Source organism: Cytobacillus sp. FSL W8-0315 (genome assembly GCF_038002905.1).
GTDB classification, from domain to species: Bacteria; Bacillota; Bacilli; order Bacillales; family Cytobacillaceae; genus Cytobacillus; species Cytobacillus pseudoceanisediminis.
In genome coordinates this window covers 1,837,970-1,861,732 of sequence record NZ_JBBOOC010000001.1, presented here as the reverse complement: position 1 = coordinate 1,861,732, position 23,763 = coordinate 1,837,970, and the positions used below count along the sequence as shown (strand labels likewise).

Here is a 23,763-nt window from a genome sequence, read left to right as displayed (position 1 = left end):
TGGAACCTGCCTTAAAATCAGGAGTTACTTCCCAGTTTATTTTTCTGAAAAATGTGTTTTTTTCACCATTTAATCATTATATAGGAAATTACTCACTTTTTTTCAAATTAAGCGCTAAGTGCAAATCATTAAGCTGGGACTGGCTAACTTCACCAGGAGCTTCTGTTAGCACACAGCTCGCACTGGCTGTTTTAGGGAAGGCAATCGTATCCCTTAGATTTGTTCTGCCAGCAAGCAGCATTACAAGTCTGTCTAATCCAAGGGCAATTCCGCCATGCGGAGGAGTGCCATATTCAAATGCTTCAAGCAGGAATCCAAACTGTTCAACAGCTTCCTCTTTTGAGAAGCCAAGCACACTGAACATTTTTTCTTGAACGTCTCTTTCGAAAATACGCAATGATCCGCCGCCAAGCTCGTAGCCGTTTAATACAAGGTCATATGCTTGTGCACGGACTTGAGCAGGATCTTTATCAAGAAGATCTAAATCTTCTCTGGCAGGCATTGTAAAAGGATGATGGGCTGCATAATAGCGGCCTTCTTCCTCATCGTATTCCAGAAGCGGCCAGTCTGTAACCCAAAGGAAGTTAAACTTGCTTTGATCAATCAGATCAAGCTCTTTTCCAAGCTTTAATCGCAGAGCGCCGAGTGCATCTGCCACAACATTTTTCTTATCAGCCACAAAGAGGAGCAAGTCTCCTGGTTCTACTGACAGAGCAGCATAGAATGCTTTTTGCTCATCCTCAGTCACAAACTTGGCAATCGGACCTTTTAAACCGTCTTCTTCCGCTTTAAACCATGCAAGCCCTTTTGCACCATAAACAGCAGCAAACTCTGTTAGGGCATCAATATCTTTTCGTGAATACTTTCCTGCACCATTTTTTACATTAATGGCCTTAACCTGTCCCCCGGAAGCTACTGCTCCGGCAAATACTTTGAAGCTTGACTCTTTTACTATTTCGGATAAATCCGTCAATTCCATCCCAAAGCGTGTATCCGGCTTATCAGATCCAAAACGGTCCATCGCTTCCTGATAGGTCATGCGCGGGAATGGAAGCTGGACATCCAGGCCTTTCACTTCTTTCATGATCTTTTTCATCATGTTTTCCATTAGGCCGATGATGTCTTCCTGGCTCATAAAACTCATTTCGATGTCGACCTGAGTAAATTCAGGCTGGCGATCTGCACGCAGGTCTTCATCACGGAAGCATCGTGCTATTTGGTAATAGCGTTCAAATCCGCCTACCATTAATAACTGCTTAAAGATTTGAGGAGATTGTGGAAGAGCATAGAATTCACCCGGATGCACACGGCTTGGAACTAAATAGTCACGGGCTCCTTCCGGTGTGCTCTTCGTTAAGATTGGTGTTTCAACATCAAGAAATCCTTCGCTGTCCAGATAATCCCTCATTGCTTTTGTTACTTGATGACGCATCTTAAAGGTATCAAACATAATAGGGCGTCTCAAATCCAAATAGCGGTATTTAAGGCGGACATCTTCGGAAACATCCGCTTTATCATCAATGACAAAAGGAGGTGTTTTTGCTTCATTGATGATAGTCACTTTCTCTGCTTTAATCTCAATGCGCCCTGTTTTCAGGTTCTCATTGATGGTGCCTTCTTCACGCGCAATTACTTCTCCCTCTATATCAAGAACAAATTCATTGCGGATCTTTTCAGCTGCTGCAAGAGCTTCAGGGGAAACTTCCGGATTGAATACCACCTGAACAATGCCAGTGCGGTCACGAAGATCCACAAAGATCAGCCCGCCTAAATCCCGGCGCTTTTGTACCCAGCCTTTTAAGCTTACTTTTTCTCCTATAGCTTTTTCCGTTACTTCCCCGCAAAAATACGTTCGCCCAAACATTCTAATTCCTCCCAAATATAAAACTGATTTATGATTGATAAAGCTCTGTAAATTTTTCTATGAAAGAATCAAGACTAAGCTCTGTTTGTTCTCCCGATTCCATTGATTTTACATTAATTTTGTTCGCTTTAAGTTCATCTTCACCCAAGACAGCAACAAACTTTGCATTCGACCGGTCTGCCGCTTTAAACTGGGCTTTAATTTTTCTGTCAAGATAATCTCTTTCAGCAGAATATCCTGCCATTCGAAGTTTTTGAAGAAGGCCGACTGTGTAATCCTTTGCTTCCTCTCCAAGGGATACAAGGTAGCAATCAATGTCCTTATTAAGAGGCAGATCCACCTTCTCTGCTTCAAGAGCAGCAATGAATCGCTCGATACTTAAAGCAAAACCTATTCCCGGCGCTTCAGGACCGCCAATTTCCTCAGTGAGGCCATTGTATCGTCCGCCGCCGCAAAGAGTGGTAATTGCTCCGAAACCTTCGGAATCACTCATAATTTCAAAGGCCGTATGATTGTAATAATCCAGGCCGCGAACAAGATTTGGATCAACAATAAAGTCAATATCCAGGTTCTTTAAATACTTTTGAACCTTCTCAAAGTAGGTTTTTGAATCATCATTTAAATAATCAATGATGGATGGAGCAGATTTCATAAGTTCATGTTCACGGTCCTGTTTACAGTCCAGGATGCGCATTGGATTTTTTTCAAGGCGATTCTGGCAATCCTGGCAAAACTCCCCGATCCGCGGCTTGAAGTGATTGACCAGAGCCTCTCTGTGTGCAGATCGGCTTTCTTTATCTCCCAGGCTGTTCACAATCAATTTAAGCTTTTGCAGGCCCATGCTTCTATAAAGTGACATTGCCAGTGCGATAACTTCCGCATCAATTGCCGGATCCGCGCTGCCGATCGCTTCGACGCCGAATTGGACAAACTGGCGAAAACGTCCTGCCTGGGGGCGTTCATAACGGAACATTGGTCCCATATAATAAAGCTTTACAGGCTGGCTCGCATCACCGTACATTTTATGTTCAACGAATGACCTTACAGCAGAAGCCGTTCCTTCAGGACGAAGTGTCAGGCTTCGTCCGCCGCGGTCTTCAAACGTGTACATTTCTTTTTGAACAATATCTGTCGTGTCTCCAACACTGCGCAGAAATAATTCCGTATGTTCAAATATAGGTGTTCTGATTTCACGATATTGAAATTTCTCACAAAGTTCCCTTGCCTTTTTTTCTATCAATTGCCATTTTTCAACTTCCCCCGGCAAAATGTCCTGCGTTCCCCTCGGTATTCGGATAGACATGAAAATTACCTCCTAATGCAAAATGATAACTATGTATAATTTATTGACCCTTTACGCTTTAGCTAATAAATAGGCCATAATCGAAAGCATCGACAAAATAAAAAAAACTCCCGCCTCCTTGTATATTAAATACAAGGGACGAGAGTTTGGTTTTCCCGTGGTGCCACCCTAGTTGAAGCCAATATATAGACTTCCTCTTTTACAGTTAACGCCTGTTAACGTTCAGCTCCTACTAAAGATCACGCCTTTTTCAGAGAGAAACCTACGAAGTGTTCTTTCGTTAAATCATCATGTGAGAATGCTTTCAGCCGGGCGGCACTCTCTCTCTTTTCATGTGGGGTTTAACTACTCTTCTCCATCAATGGTTTATCGAAAAGCAGAAACGCCTTGGTCAGGCGCTGCAGCTAGACATTTAATTGTAATTGTCATTTTATTTATATTATAATACGGAGCATTTTCATCAATGTCAAGACTAAAAACATGTTATGATCGTTCCAGCTTTTTTTTCAGTTTCCTGACATCCTTGAGAGATAGTCCAAACTCTGATGCGAGTTCAATCATGTTTGAGTTTTGTTCTCTTTGTATAAAATCATGAAAATCCACCCCGAACAGCTGATTTTCACCAGATTGTGCAGACATCCCTTTTTCACCAAATCTCATAGTGCTCACCCTTTTTTTTATAGTCTGTTCTATTCTTTCCATTTTCAGATGAAATGTTTCATAACAGGACAAATTTAATTCCCAGCTAAAAATGATTGCTGATAAACCGATAATAGAAGGGAAATTGCACAAGATGCAGAAGTATTCTAGGACCAAAGTTATCTTGACTGCCAGCACCTTGTTTGTTTTTCTTTTAATAAGGATTTTAATTATGAAAGGAGGCGGCCTGTTGAAGAAAAAACCACTTATTCTCGTGATATGTCTTATGCTTTTGGCTGGCATAACACAGGCGGAAACACAGGTTAAAGCTGAAAACAGTTCTGTAACAATCCCCACAAATAATCTTAACGTCCGTCAAGGCCCAGGCTTAAGCTACCCCATTCTGGGACAAGCCCAGAAAGGAGATCAATTTAACGCTCTTTCCCGTGAAGGAGATTGGATTAAAATTAATTTCCAGGGGGAAAACGGCTATGTGGCCAGCTGGCTTGTTTCCGATATGACCACCAGTCAGAGAGGAGAAAAAGCAGCCAGTTCAAATTCCCAGGCAATCATCACAACAGATGGCCTGAGGGTGAGAAAGGGACCTGGCACAAGTTACGGTGTCCTGGGAACTATACAGAAAGGAACAGCCTATAAGGTCATGAGCACAGAAGGAAGCTGGGTTAAGATCCAAACACCTTATGGAGATGGATGGGTCGCAAATGAATTCGTCCAATACAGCGGCAGCCAAAAGAAAAATTCATCAAGCAGCAGCCAAACCGGGAAAATCACGGCAAACTCCTTGAATGTAAGAAACAGGCCATCGCTTAATAGTGACGTCATCGGCAAACTAAATTCGGGGGAGACAGTAGCTGTTATTTCTCAAAATGACAGCTGGACAGAAATCTCTTTCTCGGGCAATGCCGGATGGATCAGCAGCCAATATATTGCGGTTCAATCCTCACAATCAGAAAGCAAGCCAAAACAGTCGGCGTCCGGGAAAACCGGCACTGTTACGGCAACTTCTTTAACCGTTAGGAATAAAGGATCGTTAAATGGGAAACCGATTGGTTCTGTTACAAAAGGCCAAACCTTTCCTATTCTTGAGCAAGCTGATAATTGGGCAAAAATTGAATATCAGACTGGTTCTTATGGATGGGTAGCAAGCTGGTTCATAGACATAACAGCCGAGAAAAATTCCGGCTCTTCCCAGCAGAGTGTAAACGGCAGTTCTGCAATTATATTACATAACGGATCAAATATTAGAAAAAAAGCCAGCAGCCAGTCATCTGTCATTCACAGGGCAAATAAAGGGGACAGCTTTGAAATTATCAGCCTGAATGATGATTGGTATGAAGTCCGCCTTCCAAACGGCGGGACGGGTTTTGTAGCAGGATGGATCGTCAAGGTTGAAGGATCTGCACCTGCAGTAACAAAACCGGGAGCAGAACAGCACCTGGAAAATAAAACAATCGTCCTTGATCCCGGCCATGGTGGCCGTGATAACGGGACAACAGGGGCACGAGGGACTCGTGAAAAAGATATTACAATCAGGACCGCTCAATTGCTCGCAGACAAATTAAGATCTGCAGGTGCAAATGTTATTCTTACCAGAAGCGGAGATACCTATTTGCCGCTTCCTTCCAGAGTAGGCATTTCACATTATCATAATGCAGATGCTTTCATCAGCATTCATTATGACAGCACGCCAGATCGCACTGCAAGAGGAGCGACTACTTATTATTATCATCCTTTTCAACAGGAACTTGCAGCCAATATCCACTCCAATGTAATAGCCATGACAAACCTGAGAGATCGGGGCTATAGAGCTGGAGATTATCATGTGATAAGAGAGAATAAACGCAATGCAGTTCTCATCGAGCTTGGATATCTGAGCAATCCGGCTGAAGAGGCCCTGATTTCTTCTGCACAGTATCAGCAATCAGCAACAGCAGGAATTTATCAGGGACTTGCCCGCTATTTCAAAAATTAGCAAAAAAGCCCCGGCATCCTACTTTGGGTGCCGGGGCTTTTTTGCGTTTCGTTATAAATTAACTTACTTGCTTTCTAAAATTAACGTAACGGGTCCATCGTTGGTTAACTGAACATCCATCATGGCCCCGAATACACCTGTTTCTACTTTCAGGCCTTTAGCTTCTAAATACCGGTTAAAAGCATCATAGATATTTACGGCATGCGCCGGGATAGCCGCTTCCATGAAATTGGGCCGTCTGCCCTTCCGGCAGTCTCCATATAAAGTAAACTGGGAAACCGAAAGAATTTCACCTTCCTGATCCAGCAGGGAAAAATTCATTTTGCCATTTTCATCTTCGAAGACGCGAAGATTGGCAATTTTATCAGCCAGAAAAGCTGCGTCCTCTTCCTTATCTTCATGGGTGACTCCAACGAGCAAAACAAACCCCTTTTTGATGCTTCCGACGGTTTTGCCGTCCACCGTTACGCTGGCTTCTTTGCTTCGCTGCACTACAACACGCATTCTATCTGCTCCCTTTAGTTCATAATCCTTCTTACTGCATAAATATCAGGGATTTGTTTAATCCGATCCACAACCTTTTGCAGATGGCTGACATTGTGTATGGCAATGGACATATTAATCGTTGCTGATTTATTGCGGTCTGATCGTCCTGATACAGCTGAAATGTTGGTTTTCGTTTCATTAACAGCCTGAAGGACCTCATTTAATAATCCCCTGCGGTCATAACCGGTAATTTCAATTTCAACATTGTATTCTTTCCGGTCATTTAAGGCTGTTTCCCACTCAACCGGGATGAGCCTTTGTTTTGCATCATCCGTTTCAATATTAGGACAATCATCACGGTGTACAGAAACTCCTCTGCCCTTTGTAATAAACCCGACGATTTCATCTCCGGGGACAGGATTACAGCAGCGGGAAAGGCGAATCAGCAGGTTATCAATGCCTGAAACCCGGACACCGGATTCGCGTTTTTTGGCAGATGGAAAAGTCTTCAGTTCCGAAACAGCATTTGTAATATCGGAGGTTTGTTCAAGATCGCGTTTCTTGCGCCATTTTTCTGTCAGCCTGTTGGCAACCTGAAGTGCCGTTACTCCGTTATAGCCAACAGCAGCATACATATCTTCCTCTGTGGCAAAATTGAATTTCTCTGCGACCCTTTTTACATTATCAGATGTCAAAATTTCCTTCAGGTCGAAATCCATATTGCGAATCTCCCGCTCAACAAGCTCTTTTCCTTTTTCCACATTTTCTTCTTTTCTCTGCTTTTTGAAAAAGGTTCGTATTCTATTTTTAGCCTGTGAAGTCTGAGCAAGCTTCAGCCAATCTTTGCTCGGTCCATATGAATGCTTGGATGTCAGGATTTCAATAATATCGCCGGTCTTCAATTTGTAATCCAGCGTGACCATTTTTCCGTTGACTTTGGCACCGATTGTCTTGTTTCCAATTTCCGAGTGAATTCGGTAAGCAAAGTCAATGGGAACGGAGCCGGAAGGAAGTTCGATGACATCCCCTTTAGGAGTAAAAACAAACACCATATCGGAAAACAAATCGATCTTCAGTGATTCCATGAACTCTTCAGCATTTGCAGCATCATCCTGAAACTCCAGGATTTCACGGAACCAGGTCAGCTTCTCCTCAAATGAAGAGCCCTCATTCACTCTTTTTCCTTCTTTATAAGCCCAATGGGCAGCAATACCAAACTCTGCAATTCTATGCATATCCATGGTACGGATCTGGACTTCCAGCGGGTCACCTTTTGGCCCGATAACCGTGGTATGAAGAGATTGATACATATTCTGTTTAGGCATGGCAATGTAATCTTTAAAACGGCCGGGCATCGGCTTCCAGCATGTATGAATAATCCCGAGAACTGCATAGCAATCTTTAATGCTGCTTACAACAATGCGTACAGCAAGAAGATCATATATCTCATTGAATTGCTTGTTTTGAAGCGCCATTTTTCGATAGATGCTGTATATATGCTTAGGGCGGCCGGATATCTCTGATTTAATTGAAACCTCTGACAGCCTGCCCCGCATGACATTGATAACATCATCCAGGTACTCTTCCCGTTCCGCTCTTTTTTTCTTCATCAGGTTTACAATCCGATAATATTGCTGCGGATTTAGGTACCTTAGAGCCGTATCTTCAAGCTCCCACTTAATCTTTGAAATTCCAAGCCTATGCGCAAGAGGTGCAAAAATTTCAAGCGTTTCGTTCGAAATGCGGCGCTGCTTTTCAGCTGGCAGATGCTTAAGTGTCCGCATATTATGAAGACGGTCAGCAAGCTTAATTAAGATTACACGGATGTCCTGGGCCATTGCCACGAACATTTTCCGATGATTTTCAGCCTGCTGCTCTTCCTGTGATTTATATTTAATTTTCCCCAGTTTTGTTACACCATCGACAAGCATTGCCACTTCTGAATTGAAGGCTTCTTCGATATTCTCCAATGAGATTTCGGTGTCTTCAACCACATCGTGAAGAAAGCCGGCAGCAACCGTTGATGGATCCATCTCCAGATCAGCAAGGATGCCTGCCACTTGAATTGGATGGATAATGTATGGTTCACCGGACTTCCTATATTGTTCACGGTGGGCATGCTTGGCAAACTCGTACGCTTTTTTTACAAGCTCTGCATGCTCATCGTTTAAATATTCTTTTGCTCTGTTGATGACTTGCTCGGCGGTCAGAACTTGATCGTTCGCCATGGAATCACCTTTATCTCCCTGAATTTTATGCATTTGCATAATGTAATAATTTTGTAATTGGATTTATAACAAGTTATAAAAAAAATTAATATTGCTACTATTATCGAAAAAAAAAGTGAAGATGTAAAGGGATAGACTGTTATTTTTATGGGAATAACAAAAATTTTGTCGTTTTTTGTCCGAATTTCTTTATTGTTTTTCCATAATTGGTTTTGGAAGCACTTTATATACCTATTTTGACAGATAAATTAAAAAGAGCACCATTTCGTATGGCGCTCTCTTGGTATGAAAAAATTAATATTGCATCAATGTCAGAATATCGTAATCGTCAAGCTTTTTACGGCCATCAAGGTATGTTAATTCGATAAGGAATGCAATGCCAGCCACTACTCCGCCAAGTTCTTCAACCAGCTGGATGGTTGCATCAATTGTTCCGCCTGTCGCAAGGAGATCGTCAGTGATCAGAACTCTTTGCCCAGGTTTGATGGCATCTTTATGAATGGTTAATATATCCTTGCCATATTCTAAGCCATAATTAACCTTGACTGTTTCACGGGGAAGTTTTCCTTCTTTGCGGACAGGGGCAAAACCTACACCTAATGAATAAGCAACAGGGCAGCCGATGATGAATCCGCGGGCTTCCGGGCCAACAACCAGATCAATTTTCTTTTCACGGGCATATTCAACAATTTGGTCAGTCGCATATTTATACGCTTCACCGTTGTCCATAAGTGTTGTAATATCTTTAAATTTTATGCCTGGCTTCGGCCAATCTTCAACAATTGTTATATACTGTTTTAAGTCCATTTTTCTTCCTTTGCCTCCTCAAGTTTTACAGCCCCTTGCATAACTTCATCAAACCAGTCTTTGAGCTGCTGAAAGGATGAATAGAGCAAATCGCTCTCAAGAGTGTATTGTGCCTGTTTAAGCTGATAGGTTCGCGAATCAGCTAAATCACGTTTAATTGATGTATTGTTTAACGAAATGACACCATTATTTATTTTAACAAAATCCAATTCAAAAAACACTTGAGACATAAAATCTACCGTTTCCCTGCTCCATCCCTTATGCTTCGCTATATCATTCCCATGACGCCTGATATCGACCGAGCCTTTTTTAGCAAGCAGGGCAAAATACCACTTAAAATGATCTCTTGTTGGAATAGTGCTGAAATAGTCACTGTCCTCTTTATAAAAATGAGCATAAATTCTGGCAGGGTTTTTTCCGGAGAATACATGAGCAAGCATTTCCTTTGAAGGCGGCATATCAGCAAGCACGATGTTTGAGCCATCTAGTTTTAATGCTTCTGCATCCTCTTCAGATGATATTTTCACCATACTTTCCCCTGCATATGTCCTGAATTTGGATATATGTTCCTCATTAAAGAATATCCAAGTAGTATTTACCTCAGGAATGACGCTTTGGAGCCTTTCGAGCCGCTTTAAACTCCGGATATCAAATAGCTGCCAGGAGTTCACTGCCATATCCTGCAGGAAGATTTGCGGTTTTTTAATATTATTCCATTCATTAATGGATAATTCGCCAATAACCGATAGCTTGGAATATGGTGAAATATGCTCATGCAAATGTCCGAGGCCAAAGCCGATTCCATCAAGGGAAGATCCATCATTTTCGATGGTGACCTTTATATGAGTTTGATCAGATCCGATTTTTCTCATAGCGGCAATATTGGCCTCTTTTATCAAGACTTTAGGTTTTGGATTTCCCATCCCAAATGGGGCAAGCAGCTGCATTTCTTCAATAGAAGAGAGGCTGATATCCTTTAGATGGAAGACGCCATCAATGCTGGTTACTGGAATAAAATCTTCCTCGGTCAGCTGTTCATTTGCAAGAGTATTCAGTCTATCCCTGAGGTCATCGACCGATTCAATTGACAAGGTCATTCCTGCCGCCATTGGATGGCCCCCAAAGTGGGGAAGGATATCCCGGCATTCAGAAAGATTTTTGAACAGATCAAAACCTTTAATACTTCTTGCTGATCCCTTTGCCAGCCCTTTATCACTGTCATAACTGAGAACAATAGCTGGGCGGTAAAACTTTTCAACAAGCTTCGAAGCTACTATTCCAATTACACCGGCATTCCAGCCTTCTTTGCCTACAACAATTACTGAATTCTCACTGATTGGAAAATTAGTTTCAACCTCTTTAACCGCTTGTGCTGCAATGTCATTGACAATAGCTTGCCTCTCTTTATTTAACATTTCAATTTCTTCAGCAATGGCTTGTGCTTCATAAGGATCATTTGTCAGAAGCAAATCCACTGCTGGATCCGCACTTTCAAGCCTGCCGGCTGCATTGAGGCGAGGCCCGATTGTAAAGCCGATTGTTTCTTCATTAATGGATGGAAGTTCAATTCCAGCCGCTTTAAACAAGGCTTTCAAACCTGTATTCTTAGTTGATTTCAGCTTTTGAATCCCGCGCTTGGCAATAAGCCTGTTCTCTCCCGTTAAAGAAACAAGGTCGGCAATTGTGCCGATTGCAGCTATTTCCAAAAGGTGATCAGGCATTTCACCATATAGCGCATGTGCAAGTTTAAATGCTACTCCAACTCCGGCCAGTTCCCGGAATGGGTATCTGCTATCCGGATGCTTAGGATGCACAATTGCCCATGCTTCAGGAAGCTCATGGCCAGGCTCATGGTGATCTGTAATAATCAAATCCATTCCAAGCTCTTTTGCAGCCTTTGCTTCGTTTACAGCCGATATCCCTGTATCTACGGTAATAATTAAACGGATGCCAGTATCAGCGGCTTGTTCAAAAGCCGGGATATTTGGTCCATAACCTTCAGTAAATCGATTCGGTATGTAGAATTGGACGTCAGCACCGAGATCTCTAAGTGCCATCATCATGACAGAAGTGCTTGTCACTCCATCCGCATCATAATCACCAAAAATTAAGATAGGTTCCTGTTTTTCTATTGCTTCTTTTATTCTGGAAACAGCTTTTGCCATATCTGTCATTAAAAAAGGATCATGAAATTCCTGGTCTTTATCCAATAAAAAATACCGTGCTGAATCAACGGTATCCATTCCGCGATTAATTAACAGCGATGCGGCCAGTGGAGAAATATTCAATTCCTTTGAAAGCTGCTGCACCTTATCCTCCTGTGTTTGCCGAACAATCCATCGCGTTCTTGAATGTAACATACGTTCACCCCTCAGCTTATTAATTATACAAGAGGGGGACATGTGTTTCAATAAGTTAAAATAGGGATATTCCATACAGATTTAGAAAGAAAGATATGAATTGCAGGCCACTTTTTTGCGGACAAGAGAAAAACTTGGGCAAAAGCCCAAGCCTGTTTTATTTTAATGAATATCCCTATCCAGCTCTTTTTCAAACTCTTCATTATTGGCATTATCCTTTACCGCATGTCCCGCATGCAGCTTTTCATTTTCCTTTTTTAGTATTTTCACTTTCCTTTGAAGTGAGTAAATACGGACAAGGCCCACAGACCCGACAATCATTCCTCCCATAAGGACTGATCCTAAAATCACTAGAATCAGCGGCCACTGGCTTTCCCCAAACAAGTAGTTTACCGTTACATTATCAACATTGATTACTGCAAAAACAGCGACTATTAGTGCAAATAAAAAACCAAATAATAAAGCCCATTGAAATTTCATGCAATCCTCTCCCCAATATTTTCTCTAATTTATGCGCTCTTCACTATAAGGATTAATGTGCACAAATACATTTTGAACATTTTCCAATCCAAGCAGCTTGCGTTTCACTTCTTTGCCCACCCGGTGGCCATCCTCAACAGTCATATTGGGATCCACTGAAACTTTAATATCTACAATAACATAATGTCCGTGTTCCCTTGCGTGCAGTTCATCAATCCTTTTAACCAGATCAACGGATTCAGCAGTTTTGCGCATCTCAAGTGTATCTTCTTCATGAAGCACATGATCAAGTGTGCTATGAATGGATTCTTTCCCCAGCCTCCATGCCATCTTGAGAATCATAAGGGAAACAATGAGACCAGCAACAGGATCTGCATACTCAAGCCATTCGATCCCCATTCTTCCGCCAATTATTGCACATCCAATGCCTATTAAAGCTGCAATTGATGAATAGACATCTGAACGGTGTTCATAGGCATTTACAATTAAAGCATCACTGTTTAGTTTCTTTCCCAAATTATACTTATAACGAAACATCGCTTCTTTCACAATGATAGAAACCAGCACTGCAGCTATTGCAATTGCTTTTGGAGGTTCAATTGGCGAAAAAAATGACTCAAATGATGATTTGCCGATTTCAATTCCCACGAGGAACAGCAAAACCGCAACAATAATGGCTGCAATCATTTCAGCTTTTCCATGACCATATGGGTGATCCTTATCCGGCGGCTGTTTTGCAGCTCTCAGCCCTAAATATACAGCAAAGGATCCGGTTACATCTGAAGCAGAATGGACCGCATCTGCCACGAGCGCTTTACTTCCTGAATAAATGCCTATTCCCCATTTGATGGCAGCAAGAATAATATTGCCCACGATGCCAATAATGGCTGCAAATTCAGCTTTCTTAAAACGATCGTTATTTTCCAAAGCGATACTTCCTTCCTCCCTGAACTTGTTTTTAGTTTATCCTATTTCCCGGAATCATTAACCTTTTTTGTAAAATAGACGGCATCCAGTTTTCCAGATTAACAAAAAAACTCAGGCATTCGCCTGAGTCTTTGAAAGTATTATACTTGAGGTTCGTCACTGACTTTGCGTTTTTCTTTTACGGTATTAATAACGCCTTTTTCTTTCAGTTCTTTGCCTTTCCATACTGCCCAAATCTGCGCAGCAAGGAAAATCGATGAATAGGTACCTGCAATTAAACCGATCAGAAGCGCAAACGAGAAATTTCTGATTGACTCACTTCCAAACACCAGGAGCGCAACGACAGTAAATACAACAGTTAAAACAGTATTCACAGAGCGGCCAAGCGTTTGGCGAAGACTTTTGTTTACAACATCAGCAATATCTTCGAATGATTTGAGCTTTTTCTTTTTCTGCATATTCTCACGCATCCGGTCGAACGTTACGATTGTATCGTTGATCGAATAACCTACTACCGTCAGTACTGCTGCAATGAAGGTAATGTCCACCTCAAGACGCGTAAAGCTAAATACAGCGATTATAAAGAAGGCATCATGCAGAAGCGCAAGAACTGCTGGAATAGCCATCTTGATCTCAAAGCGAATGGTTACATAGATGATAATGCCTACAGAGGCTATGGCAAGAGCTTTTAGTGCATTTTTAGCGAGCTCTTTTCCTACAGTTGGTGAAACTGTGCTGACATTCGGATCTTGACCGAATTCTTCATGAAAATGAGTTTTAACCTCTGCTATTTCATCTTTAGTTAAAACATCTTTAAATCTAGCAACACCGATTTCTTTATTATCGCCCGAGATGACAATATCATCTGTCTCGATTCCAAGCGCTGATAATTCAGCTTGAAATTTTTCTTTTGTTAAAGGTTCACTTGCCTGCTGCTCGATGCGGGTACCGCTGACAAAATCGATTCCTAGATTTAAGCGGAAAATAGAAACAACAATGATTCCCACTGCAATTAATACAGCAGAAAGGATGAAGAACTTCTTGCGGTTCCCTACAAAATCAAATTTATCGAACTTGGTCGGCAAATCCAGAGTATCGTAATTTTCAGCAATGTTTTTGATTTCACTTTTCTTAACACCAAACCAGCCTGGCTTTTTATTCAGTGCTTTACTATGGACCCAAAGCCCCATTAGCAGCCTTGTGCCATAAACCGCAGTAATAAAGCTTGCCAGGATGCTTATAATAAGCATGGTAGCAAATCCTTTTACAGAACTTGTCCCATACATGAATAAAACGGCTGCTGCTAAAATGGTTGTGATATTTGCATCAAATATCGTCGAAAGGGAGTTTTTCTCACCAGCCTGGAAAGCTGATTTGATTGTTCTGCCCACTTTTATTTCTTCGCGGATTCTCTCATAGGTAATAATATTCGCATCAACAGCCATACCGACCCCCAGAATGAGCGCAGCAATACCAGGCAGCGTCAATACGCCATTCATCCAGTCAAATACGAGTAAAATCAGATAAATATAGAAAGATAATGTAATTGTTGCTATAAACCCAGGGAAACGATATACCGCAATCATGTAGATAAATATAATGGCAATTCCAATAATACCGGCAAGAATAGTCGTTTCCATTGCCTGCTCACCGAATTTCGCACCTACCGATGTCGAATAAACTTCATCGAGCTGTACTGGCAGGGAACCGGCATTCAACAAATCCGACAGTGTCTTTGCTTCTTCAATCGTAAAATTCCCAACAATGGACACGGTATCCTGATTAAAGATCTGGCTTACCTGTGGAGCAGATAAGTATTTTGGATCTTCTTTTGCTGACTCAGCCTGGAATGAATCCTGGCCTTCTTCAAAATCAAGCCAAATGACAAGCAGGTTATTTGGCGCTCCCATATTGACAATTTTTTGAGTTACATCTTTAAATTTGCTTGCACTCTTCAGCTTCAATGAAACACTTGGCTTTCCGTTTTCATCGAATGTCTGCTTTGCCCCATTTTCAGCAAGGTCTGAACCATCCATCATCAATTGATCATTAACATCTCTAAATGATAGATTAGCTTCTGTGGATAGAATTTCCCTTGCCTTATTCTGATCTGTTACACCAGCAAGCTGAACGCGGATCCTCTTATCTCCCTCAATCTGGATATTCGGCTCACTGACTCCAAGAACATTGATCCGCCTATCCAGTGCTTCGGCAGTACTTGCAAGGACGGCTTTATCAACCTTCTGCCCATCTTTTGGCGTTACCTCATAGAGGACTTCAAATCCGCCCTGCAAATCAAGGCCAAGCTTAATATTTTTTAAAATGTTGTTTGTCGTTGCCCCTGCCAGGCTTCCCAATAATACAACAATCAGGAAAAAGGCAACGATACGGCTGCGCTTTACCATTATGAATAAATCCTCCTTAGCTATCGCCCGCTTATTGAAATCACAAGCATCACTTCAACCTCTGTGATGCATCATTAACCATACAGTCTTGCGTCGGAAAGCTGCATATCTTTTCAATGCAGCCCCCAGTATTATGACTTTGTTTGAACCCTAGCTGGCTTTACTATCCGTTCTTGAATTTCATTCTATGTATGAAAACTGACATGAAATAATACCGTTTACTCCGCTTTTCATTATGAGATAGATTGTAAAACCTGTCAATTTGTCATATACCATGTTAATTTTTGTAAAAAGTAGAAAGGTGACTATTTTAACAGTTCCCTTCTCTCTTCTTCACTATCAAAAACAAAGTCAGCCTCTTTAAAAGCCTCGATGGTAGCATAGTGAATGTATTCACTCACTTTTACCTCCATGATTTCTTCTACAATTTCAAATAGCCTGACATTTTCTTTTGTGTTTTTCCACTTCTTCTTTGTGAGGAATTCCCAGAGCTCCTGTTCAGTCACTTTTTTATATCCCAGCAGCCGAAATTCATCTAATTTGCTTTCCAATGCAGGTTTTACCGTAGTGCGAAAATAATCATATTCATGGCCGATTTTCACTTTCAGCCGCCTCCCCGCCATTATTCACATGGAAATTATGATAGCTTGTCATGCTTTGTCCTCTTCCTTGCATATAGATAATTGTATATGATAATACCCATTTTGAGAAGGCAGGGAGTTGAATGTCCAAATTTCTGAAAGGTACCATGATCCTGCTCGCTGCAGGCCTGGTGACCAGGGTCCTGGGCTTTATAAACAGAATTGTCATTGCCCGGTTTATTGGAGAAGAAGGCGTTGGCCTTTATATGATGGCTTTTCCCACCATGATTCTAGTCGTCACTATCACACAGCTTGGGCTGCCGGTTGCTATTTCTAAGAATGTGGCCGAAGCGGAGGCAAAGGGCGATACAGCAAAAATCAAGAAAATATTAGTTGTTTCCTTAGCGACGACTATCTCACTTTCAATTGTTTTCACTCCTGCTTTAATTTTGCTTGCTCCATTATTATCAGATACACTCTTTACCGATGAACGCACACAGCTTCCTTTGATGGCGATCGCCCCTATCGTGCCGATCATTGCAATTTCTTCTGTCATTCGGGGTTATTTTCAGGGCAGACAGAACATGAAGCCTGCTGCCTATTCCCAGATGATTGAACAGATAGTCCGAATAAGCCTGATTGCTTTGATGACTAAGGCATTTCTGCCATACGGAATTGAGTATGCGGCAGCGGGAGCCATGCTGGCAGCAGTCATTGGGGAGCTTGCATCATTGCTCTATTTAATGACCACATTTAAGCTTAAAAAGAAATTCAGAGTCAGGAAACAATTCTTTAAATTTGTGTCTTCCGGAAAAAGTACATTTAACGAATTGATGACCGTCGCTCTTCCAACGACAGGCAGCAAAATGATCGGTTCAGTCGCCTGGTTTTTTGAACCGATTGTGGTAGCACAGAGTCTTGCACTTGCAGGGGTGGCGGCCGCTGCGGCTACGAAGCAATATGGTGCTCTTACCGGCTTTGCCATGCCTCTTCTGATGCTTCCATCGTTTATTACTTATTCTTTGTCAACATCTCTTGTTCCGGCTATCAGCGAAGCAAATTCCCAGAATAATATGCGTCTGATCGAATACCGGCTTCAGCAGGCACTTCGGTTTGCATTTATTACTGGCGGCCTGGCAGTGGTGGTTCTTTATGTCCTTTCCGATCAATTGATGGAAGTAATGTACGGCTCCTCAAGCGGTTCTCATTTTATTAAATTGATGGCGCCATTTTTTCTGTTTTATTATTATCAGGGACCTCTTCAGGCAACTTTACAGGCATTAAATCTGGCCCGTGCCGCAATGATCAACAGTCTGATTGGCGCTGCCGTTAAAACGGCAGTCATCTTTCTACTTGCCAGCCAGCCTGCATTTGGCATCAATGGTGTTGCGATGGGAATTCTGACCGGCACAGTCCTGGTGACAATGCTTCACTTTGCAACAGTACTGAAAGCTATTTCGTTTACTTTTTTCATCAGGGACTATCTAATGACGTTTATTGCCATGTTTTTGTCAGGGGGCATTGGCTTCTGGATGCTCAAAGATTTACTTTCCCCTGACTTAAATACAGCAGTGAGGGTAATTGTGATTTCTTCCGCCATCACTTCTGTATATATAATTTTCTTATTATTCTTCAAGCTGATTAAAAAGAGTGATCTGATTCGGATTCCATGGGTTGGCAGATTATTATCAAGGTTTGCATTTAGATAATCTGCCTATATCAGCAGGGTCAGCTCAATTTTGCCTATCTTGAGCTGGCCCTCGATTTATTTCCTATCGTCAAGCAGATCTACATAAAATTGGCCATTTTCATAGCTGCAGAATGATATATTTGATATCTCTTTATACCCCTCTTTTCTAAGCTCCTGACGAAGCCAAAAGTCACTTTTGTTTATCGTTTCCAGATTAGTTTTCTGAATTGTCCCATCTATGATTAAAGGGATTGTAATTCCCCCCTCTTTGCTGTCCTTTTTTTCAAACACTGACAAAGTACCGGAAGATTCAAGGATGGCAAATTCCACATCTGAGATTTTGGAAATATCTTTTTCTCTTAACTGCAAAAGCAGGTCATCAAAGTTATACCTTTGTTTCCTCATGGCATTTTCATCAATTTTTCCTTTATTAATAATAATGGTCGGTTTGCCATCAACGACATCCCTGAACGTTTTGCTCTTCAGGGAAAGTATGGCCAGCACAATCTGCACAACCATCAAAAGGAGCATTGGCAGCACATTTTTCAGGATTTCTGAATCCGGAGTTTCAATCGCCACTACTGCAAGTTCAGCAATCATGATATAGACGACTAAATCCAGGATGCTTAGTTCACCAATTTCTCTTTTGCCCATTAGTCTAAAAATGAGAAGAATGACTGCATAGAGAAATAATGTTCTTCCTACAATGATTAGATATTCTTCCACTTCTACAGCACTCCTTTTGATGCAATCCTTTATATCCTTCCGCATATTAAAACTTTTATGATTTTATCTGGCTTTTTCTTTGAACATTTTAGATTCTATTTTTTCATTGTGTGAATATGCTTGTACTAAGGATTAAGCTGAATAGCCTCTGGGGTAAAAGCTGTTCCTATTTACTGATTCAGAAGGGAGAGGGTCAATATAGAAGAGTCAAAGAACTTCGGAAGCGCTGTACTTTATGGAATTATCGCCATTTTTGCCATTGCTGTAGCGAGCAGTCTCGTTTTTTCACTGCTTCTGCGGTTCACCTCGCTGCAGGAGTCTTCCCTGCAGTATATTATTTCTGCTGTTTCATTTGTTTCTCTTTTTGTGGGCGGGTTCATATCCGGAGGTAAAGGGAAGCAAAAAGGATGGCTGCTTGGAGGCTTGACAGGCCTTATTTACTCAATCGTTATTTTTCTATTTCAATATTTGGGACATGACAGTTTATTTGATATGGAGCAAATGATATACCACACCTGTTTTACGCTGACTGCAATGATGGGCGGTATATTGGGAGTTAATCTCAACACTAAAAGAACAGCTTAAAAAAGAAGGTCCTGAAATTCAGGACCTTCTTTTTTTGATATTAAGATTTTGCTAATGCATCGCCAGTTGCCTGCGTTACTTCGCGGATCGCTGCACGATCGTATGTAAGACGGCTTCCGTCACCACATTTAATAACCACTTTGTCTTCGTCGATGGCATCAACGAATCCATGAAGACCGCCGATTGTAACAACCTTATCTCCCTTTTTTAAATCACTTTGCATTTGCTGAACTGCCTTTTGGCGTTTCTGCTGCGGACGAATTAACAGGAAATAGAATAAAACAAACATCAGCAATAATGGTCCTAATGTTCCTAAAAGCTCCATAGTTTTCCCCCCTTTCAAAGATTGTCCCGATTTAAGGAAAAGCTGCTCCTTAAACGAACTCTCAATTTTTATTATTAAAAGTTCTTCGCGTTAGGCTTATTGAATCCATACCTTTCGAAAAACTCTTCTCTAAAATCACCCAAGCGATCATCTCTAATCGCCTGTCTTACCTGCTCCATTAATTTTAGCAGAAAATAGAGATTATGGTAAGTTGTAAGCCTGATTCCAAATGTTTCGTCACAGCGGATCAAATGCCTGATGTAAGCACGGCTGTAATTACGGCATGTGTAGCAATCGCAATTCTCGTCAATTGGGCCAAAATCTCTTGCAAATTTTGCATTCTTAACAACCAGTCTGCCATTACTTGTCATCAATGTTCCGTTTCTGGCAATCCTTGTAGGGAGAACACAGTCAAACATATCAATCCCTCTGATTGAACCATCAATCAGGGAATCAGGGGATCCTACTCCCATAAGGTATCTTGGCTTATCAGACGGCAAAAGCGGTGTTGTGAACTCAAGTACACGGTTCATTACATCTTTAGGCTCGCCTACAGATAAACCGCCAACAGCATACCCCGGGAAATCAAGAGATGTTAAGTCTTTCGCGCTTTGTTTACGCAGCTCCTCATATTCTCCACCCTGAATAATTCCGAAGAGTCCCTGATCATTCGGGCGTTTATGTGCTTGTAAGCATCGCTCAGCCCAGCGGGAAGTCCGCTCTACTGACTTCTTCATATATTCGAAGGATGCTGGGTAAGGTGGGCATTCATCAAACGCCATCATAATATCTGAACCAAGGGAATTTTGAATGTCCATTGCTTTTTCAGGTGATAAAAACAGCTTGTCTCCATTCAGGTGGTTCCTGAAATGAACGCCTTCTTCTTCAATCTTACGGAATTCACTAAGACTGAACACCTGAAACCCGCCGGAATCTGTCAGAATGGCCCGGTCCCAATTCATAAACTTATGCAGGCCGCCTGCTTCTTCCACAATTTCCTGACCCGGTCGAAGCCACAGGTGGTAAGTATTGCTCAGAATAATGCCCGCACCCATTTCCACTAATTCTTCAGGGGACATGGTTTTTACTGTAGCAAGTGTTCCCACAGGCATGAACACAGGAGTTTCAAAAGATCCATGCGGCGTATGGACCCGTCCCAGACGGGCACCGGTTTGCTTACATGTTTTAATTAATTCATAACGAATTGCAGTCAACTTACAGTTCTCCTTCCATTTAAAGCTCCTAGCGCCTGCTTATCGGCGCTAGGAGCTAGACAGTTATCGAAGTACAGAGATAACCTATTTATTAAATAATGAGCATAGCATCTCCAAAGCTGAAGAAACGATAATGCTCCTCCACGGCCTGATTATAGGCATTCAGAACGTTGTCACGGCCAGCCAGTGCACTTACAAGCATAATCAAGGTCGATTTAGGCAGATGAAAATTTGTAATCATGCCATCAATCGCTTTAAATTCATAGCCGGGATAAATGAAAATATCTGTCCAGCCGCTTGCTTCTTCAAAACGGCCATTATGCATGGAAGCAATGGTTTCTAAAGTCCTTGTGGATGTAGTCCCCACACTGATAATTCTTCCTCCCTGCTCACGCACTTCATTCAACAGCCGTGCAGTCCCTTCTGTTACCTGGTAAAATTCAGCGTGCATTTCATGCTCATTCAAATCATCCACACTAACCGGCCTGAAAGTTCCCAGACCAACGTGCAGAGTAATAAAAGCAATATGCACACCCATTTCCTTAATCTCTTCAAGAAGCTGCTCAGTAAAATGAAGGCCTGCTGTAGGGGCTGCAGCAGAACCGCGTTCACGGGCAAATACAGTCTGATAACGGTCACGATCATCAAGCTGCTCCTTAATATAAGGCGGCAATGGCATTTCTCCCAATTCCTCCAGCACCTCATAGAATATCCCGTCATACTTAAACTCCAGTACCCTGCCGCCATGATCTGAAGTTCCAGTGCAAACAGCAGTCAAATTGCCGTTTCCAAACGTTATCTCAGTTCCTTCTTTCACTCTCTTGGCTGGCTTGACCAGCGTTTCCCAGGAATCCCCTTCAAGCTGTTTTAGAAGAAGCACCTCTATTTTCGCACCAGTGCCTGTTTTTTCTCCAAACAGCCTGGCAGGAAGGACCTTTGTGTCGTTCAGCACAAGACAATCTCCAGCTTTGAGATAATGTTTAATATTTTTAAATACACTATGCTGAAGATCTCCGGTTATTTTATCAAGGACCATTAGCCTGCTGCCAGTCCGATCAGCCAAAGGCGTTTGTGCAATTAATTCCTCAGGCAAATGAAAATCAAACCAATCTACTTTCATGATGTCACCCTCTGTTATTCATATAGACTACCGAAGCCTTCCTATAAAATAAAAGATGGCAGAAAGGATAACACTGATCAAAATCGATGTAACGACTGGAAAATAAAATGTCGTATTGCCTTTCTTGATCACTATATCCCCCGGCAGCTTGCCAATATTAATAAACTGGCTTATAAATCCGATAGCAAAAATGATGGCACCAATGACCATCAGCCACTTTGATATGCCGCTCAATCAGCAGGCACCTCCATCTGAAAATGGCGGTACACCAGGTCCGTTACAATTCTTCCTCTTGGCGTCCGCTGAAGAAACCCAATCTGCAATAAATATGGTTCATAAACATCTTCAATCGTGTGTGCTTCTTCCCCAATGGTCGCTGCAATTGTTTCAAGGCCAACAGGACCGCCGCGGAATTTCTCTATAATCCCTCTTAATAATTTATGGTCAATATGGTCAAGGCCTAAACGGTCAACCTGCAAAAGCTCCAAAGCTTCCTTTGCCAGTGTTTCATCAACCTGGCCATCTGATTTGACCTGGGCAAAATCCCGGACTCTCCGGAGGAGCCTGTTTGCAATTCTAGGCGTGCCTCTTGACCTTCTGGCAACCTCAATGGCGGCTTTTAGATCTATACCTGTATCAAGGACCTCAGCTGTACGGACAACAATATCAGTCAGCTGCTCTTCTGAATAGTATTCAAGCCTGCTAAGCACACCAAAACGGTCCCTTAACGGAGCCGATAACGACCCCGCCCTTGTAGTCGCGCCAACCAGTGTAAAAGGCGGTAAGTCCAATCTGACTGATCTGGCACTTGGCCCTTTTCCGATGACAATATCAAGACAAAAGTCCTCCATTGCCGGATATAGAACTTCTTCTATAGAACGCGGCAAGCGATGAATTTCATCAATAAACAGGACGTCACCAGGTTCCAATGCAGTCAGGATCGCAGCCAAATCACCAGGCCTTTCAATGGCGGGGCCTGCAGTGGTTCTGATATTTACTCCCATTTCATTGGCTATAATGGCAGCCAGTGTGGTTTTCCCCAATCCAGGCGGCCCATATAGAAGGACATGATCTAAGGTCTCCTCGCGTATTCTGGCAGCTTTGATAAAGATCTCGAGGTTCTGCTTTACTTTATCCTGTCCAATATACTGCTTTAGTGTCTGCGGTCGCAGACTCTGTTCGAATGAAAGATCCTGAAGATCAGCTTCACCGGATATTATCCGCTCTTCCATACATAATCACCTACTTAATATCAGCTTAAATGAATCGGACCCGTTCCAATACATTATAGTTTTAAAAGCTTTTGCAGAGCTTTCTTTATGTATTGGTCCGTTGTAAGCTTTTCCTTCTTCATTTCCGGTGTAATCTTTTTCAGTTCCTTATCTGAATAGCCCAGCGCCTTTAATGCAAGCAATGCTTCCTCCAGGTCCCCTGAAGGTCCGCTTTCAGCCTGAAGTTTATCCGCAGAAAACAGATTAGGGAAAAAGTCAGGTACAATATCCGGCAGCTTCCCTTTCAGATCAAGAATCATCTGCCTCGCTGTTTTCTTTCCGACTCCAGGAAACTTAACGAGGAACGCTTCATCTTCATTTTCAATTGCCTGCACCACCTGTTCCGGTTCACCTGAAGCAAGAATTGCAAGAGCTCCCTTCGGCCCAATTCCGGTAACATTCAGCAGCTTGGTAAAAAGGGTCTTCTCCTCCCGAGTCTGAAAACCGTACAGTGCCATAATATCTTCCCGTACATAATGATACGTGTATATCCTTACTTCCTGCCCGAACTCCGGGGTATAACTAAATGGATTTGGCGTTAAAATCTGATAGCCAATACCATTGTTTTCAATAACCACATATTCCGGCCCGATAAAATCCAGCTTGCCTCTTACGAATTCATACAATGCCTTTCTCTCCTCTAGTTTAACTGTACCTCATTGTACCATATTATATTTTAGGCACGAAGAATAAAATGCTGAACAGAATGGGGCAAGATACATTGCTTATGGACGAAAATCCTTATGGTACACAAGACGC

The 23,763-nt window shown here is 42.1% G+C and carries 21 protein-coding genes and 1 other annotated feature; of the genes, 3 read left to right on the top strand and 18 right to left on the bottom strand.

The annotated features are described in order from the left end of the window. Positions 1-88: 88 nt before the first annotated feature. From aspS to MKY20_RS09375, 3 genes are all read right to left on the bottom strand, one after another. Positions 89-1,864: an aspartate--tRNA ligase gene (gene aspS / locus MKY20_RS09385; protein ID WP_071156910.1), complete on the bottom strand. Its 1,776-nt coding sequence runs from the start codon at positions 1,862-1,864 to the stop codon at positions 89-91. A 28-nt stretch (positions 1,865-1,892) separates the two neighbouring features. Beyond that, on the bottom strand, positions 1,893-3,167 hold the full coding sequence (hisS, locus tag MKY20_RS09380) for a histidine--tRNA ligase (RefSeq protein WP_071156908.1): 1,275 nt from the start codon (positions 3,165-3,167) through the stop codon (positions 1,893-1,895). 131 nt (positions 3,168-3,298) lie between these two features. Further along, positions 3,299-3,538: a binding site (T-box leader), on the bottom strand. Positions 3,539-3,650: 112 nt separating this feature from the next. Beyond that, positions 3,651-3,827 (bottom strand): hypothetical protein, encoded by a 177-nt coding sequence (locus MKY20_RS09375; protein WP_026041802.1) that lies wholly within the window; start codon positions 3,825-3,827, stop codon positions 3,651-3,653. A 229-nt stretch (positions 3,828-4,056) separates the two neighbouring features. Between MKY20_RS09375 and MKY20_RS09370 the strand changes: the two genes are divergently transcribed. Further along, complete coding sequence (locus MKY20_RS09370) at positions 4,057-5,799, top strand: SH3 domain-containing protein (protein WP_251175125.1); 1,743 nt, start codon at positions 4,057-4,059, stop codon at positions 5,797-5,799. Positions 5,800-5,862: 63 nt separating this feature from the next. Here MKY20_RS09370 and dtd read toward each other — a convergent pair whose 3' ends face one another. From dtd to MKY20_RS09330, 8 genes are all read right to left on the bottom strand, one after another. After that, complete coding sequence (dtd, locus tag MKY20_RS09365; RefSeq protein ID WP_251175124.1) at positions 5,863-6,303, bottom strand: D-aminoacyl-tRNA deacylase; 441 nt, start codon at positions 6,301-6,303, stop codon at positions 5,863-5,865. A gap of 14 nt (positions 6,304-6,317) precedes the next feature. Beyond that, positions 6,318-8,513, bottom strand: coding sequence for a RelA/SpoT family protein (locus tag MKY20_RS09360; protein WP_019382910.1), 2,196 nt, complete (start codon positions 8,511-8,513; stop codon positions 6,318-6,320). A 294-nt stretch (positions 8,514-8,807) separates the two neighbouring features. Beyond that, on the bottom strand, positions 8,808-9,320 hold the full coding sequence (locus MKY20_RS09355) for an adenine phosphoribosyltransferase (RefSeq protein WP_009333085.1): 513 nt from the start codon (positions 9,318-9,320) through the stop codon (positions 8,808-8,810). Next, positions 9,311-11,680 carry a single-stranded-DNA-specific exonuclease RecJ gene (gene recJ, locus MKY20_RS09350; RefSeq protein WP_251266932.1) on the bottom strand — a complete coding sequence of 790 codons (2,370 nt, stop codon included), beginning with the start codon at positions 11,678-11,680 and terminating at the stop codon, positions 9,311-9,313. Before recJ ends, MKY20_RS09355 begins: the two co-directional genes overlap by 10 nt. 162 nt (positions 11,681-11,842) lie before the next feature. Continuing rightward, positions 11,843-12,160, bottom strand: a complete 318-nt coding sequence (locus tag MKY20_RS09345) for a LapA family protein (RefSeq protein WP_019382912.1) — start codon at positions 12,158-12,160, stop codon at positions 11,843-11,845. A 24-nt stretch (positions 12,161-12,184) separates the two neighbouring features. Further along, positions 12,185-13,087 (bottom strand): cation diffusion facilitator family transporter, encoded by a 903-nt coding sequence (locus MKY20_RS09340; protein ID WP_341000878.1) that lies wholly within the window; start codon positions 13,085-13,087, stop codon positions 12,185-12,187. 140 nt (positions 13,088-13,227) lie between these two features. Then, positions 13,228-15,492, bottom strand: coding sequence for a protein translocase subunit SecDF (gene secDF / locus MKY20_RS09335; protein WP_251263979.1), 2,265 nt, complete (start codon positions 15,490-15,492; stop codon positions 13,228-13,230). A 305-nt stretch (positions 15,493-15,797) separates the two neighbouring features. Beyond that, entirely contained in the window at positions 15,798-16,094 is a 297-nt protein-coding gene (locus MKY20_RS09330) for a post-transcriptional regulator (RefSeq protein ID WP_019382914.1), read from the bottom strand. Positions 16,095-16,216: 122 nt separating this feature from the next. On the opposite strand from MKY20_RS09330, the gene spoVB reads away from it, so the two are divergent. After that, the gene (gene spoVB, locus MKY20_RS09325) at positions 16,217-17,782 is read left to right on the top strand and encodes a stage V sporulation protein B (RefSeq protein ID WP_251266933.1); all 1,566 of its coding nucleotides are present in this window, start codon (positions 16,217-16,219) and stop codon (positions 17,780-17,782) included. Positions 17,783-17,838: 56 nt separating this feature from the next. Here spoVB and MKY20_RS09320 read toward each other — a convergent pair whose 3' ends face one another. Beyond that, positions 17,839-18,489, bottom strand: coding sequence for a DUF421 domain-containing protein (locus MKY20_RS09320; protein ID WP_251266934.1), 651 nt, complete (start codon positions 18,487-18,489; stop codon positions 17,839-17,841). A 198-nt stretch (positions 18,490-18,687) separates the two neighbouring features. Here MKY20_RS09320 and MKY20_RS09315 point away from each other — a divergent pair, with 198 nt between their 5' ends. Next, a complete protein-coding gene (locus tag MKY20_RS09315) occupies positions 18,688-19,074 on the top strand; it encodes a TIGR04086 family membrane protein (protein WP_251266974.1) in 387 nt (128 codons plus the stop codon). Between the two features lie 40 nt (positions 19,075-19,114). Here the strand turns inward: MKY20_RS09315 and yajC are convergent, their stop codons facing one another. The 6 genes from yajC to ruvA all read right to left on the bottom strand — a co-directional run bounded on the left by yajC (position 19,115) and on the right by ruvA (position 23,630). Continuing rightward, entirely contained in the window at positions 19,115-19,399 is a 285-nt protein-coding gene (gene yajC, locus MKY20_RS09310; RefSeq protein WP_009333093.1) for a preprotein translocase subunit YajC, read from the bottom strand. Positions 19,400-19,473: 74 nt separating this feature from the next. Continuing rightward, positions 19,474-20,613, bottom strand: coding sequence for a tRNA guanosine(34) transglycosylase Tgt (tgt, locus tag MKY20_RS09305; protein ID WP_009333094.1), 1,140 nt, complete (start codon positions 20,611-20,613; stop codon positions 19,474-19,476). 91 nt (positions 20,614-20,704) lie between these two features. Further along, positions 20,705-21,733, bottom strand: a complete 1,029-nt coding sequence (gene queA / locus MKY20_RS09300; RefSeq protein ID WP_251266935.1) for a tRNA preQ1(34) S-adenosylmethionine ribosyltransferase-isomerase QueA — start codon at positions 21,731-21,733, stop codon at positions 20,705-20,707. Between the two features lie 27 nt (positions 21,734-21,760). Beyond that, the gene (locus tag MKY20_RS09295) at positions 21,761-21,967 is read right to left on the bottom strand and encodes a DUF2905 domain-containing protein (protein WP_009333097.1); all 207 of its coding nucleotides are present in this window, start codon (positions 21,965-21,967) and stop codon (positions 21,761-21,763) included. Continuing rightward, positions 21,964-22,965 (bottom strand): Holliday junction branch migration DNA helicase RuvB, encoded by a 1,002-nt coding sequence (gene ruvB / locus MKY20_RS09290; RefSeq protein WP_019382918.1) that lies wholly within the window; start codon positions 22,963-22,965, stop codon positions 21,964-21,966. The genes MKY20_RS09295 and ruvB overlap by 4 nt, the downstream gene beginning before the upstream one ends. Positions 22,966-23,018: 53 nt before the next feature. Beyond that, positions 23,019-23,630, bottom strand: coding sequence for a Holliday junction branch migration protein RuvA (gene ruvA, locus MKY20_RS09285; RefSeq protein ID WP_019382919.1), 612 nt, complete (start codon positions 23,628-23,630; stop codon positions 23,019-23,021). Positions 23,631-23,763: the final 133 nt, after the last annotated feature.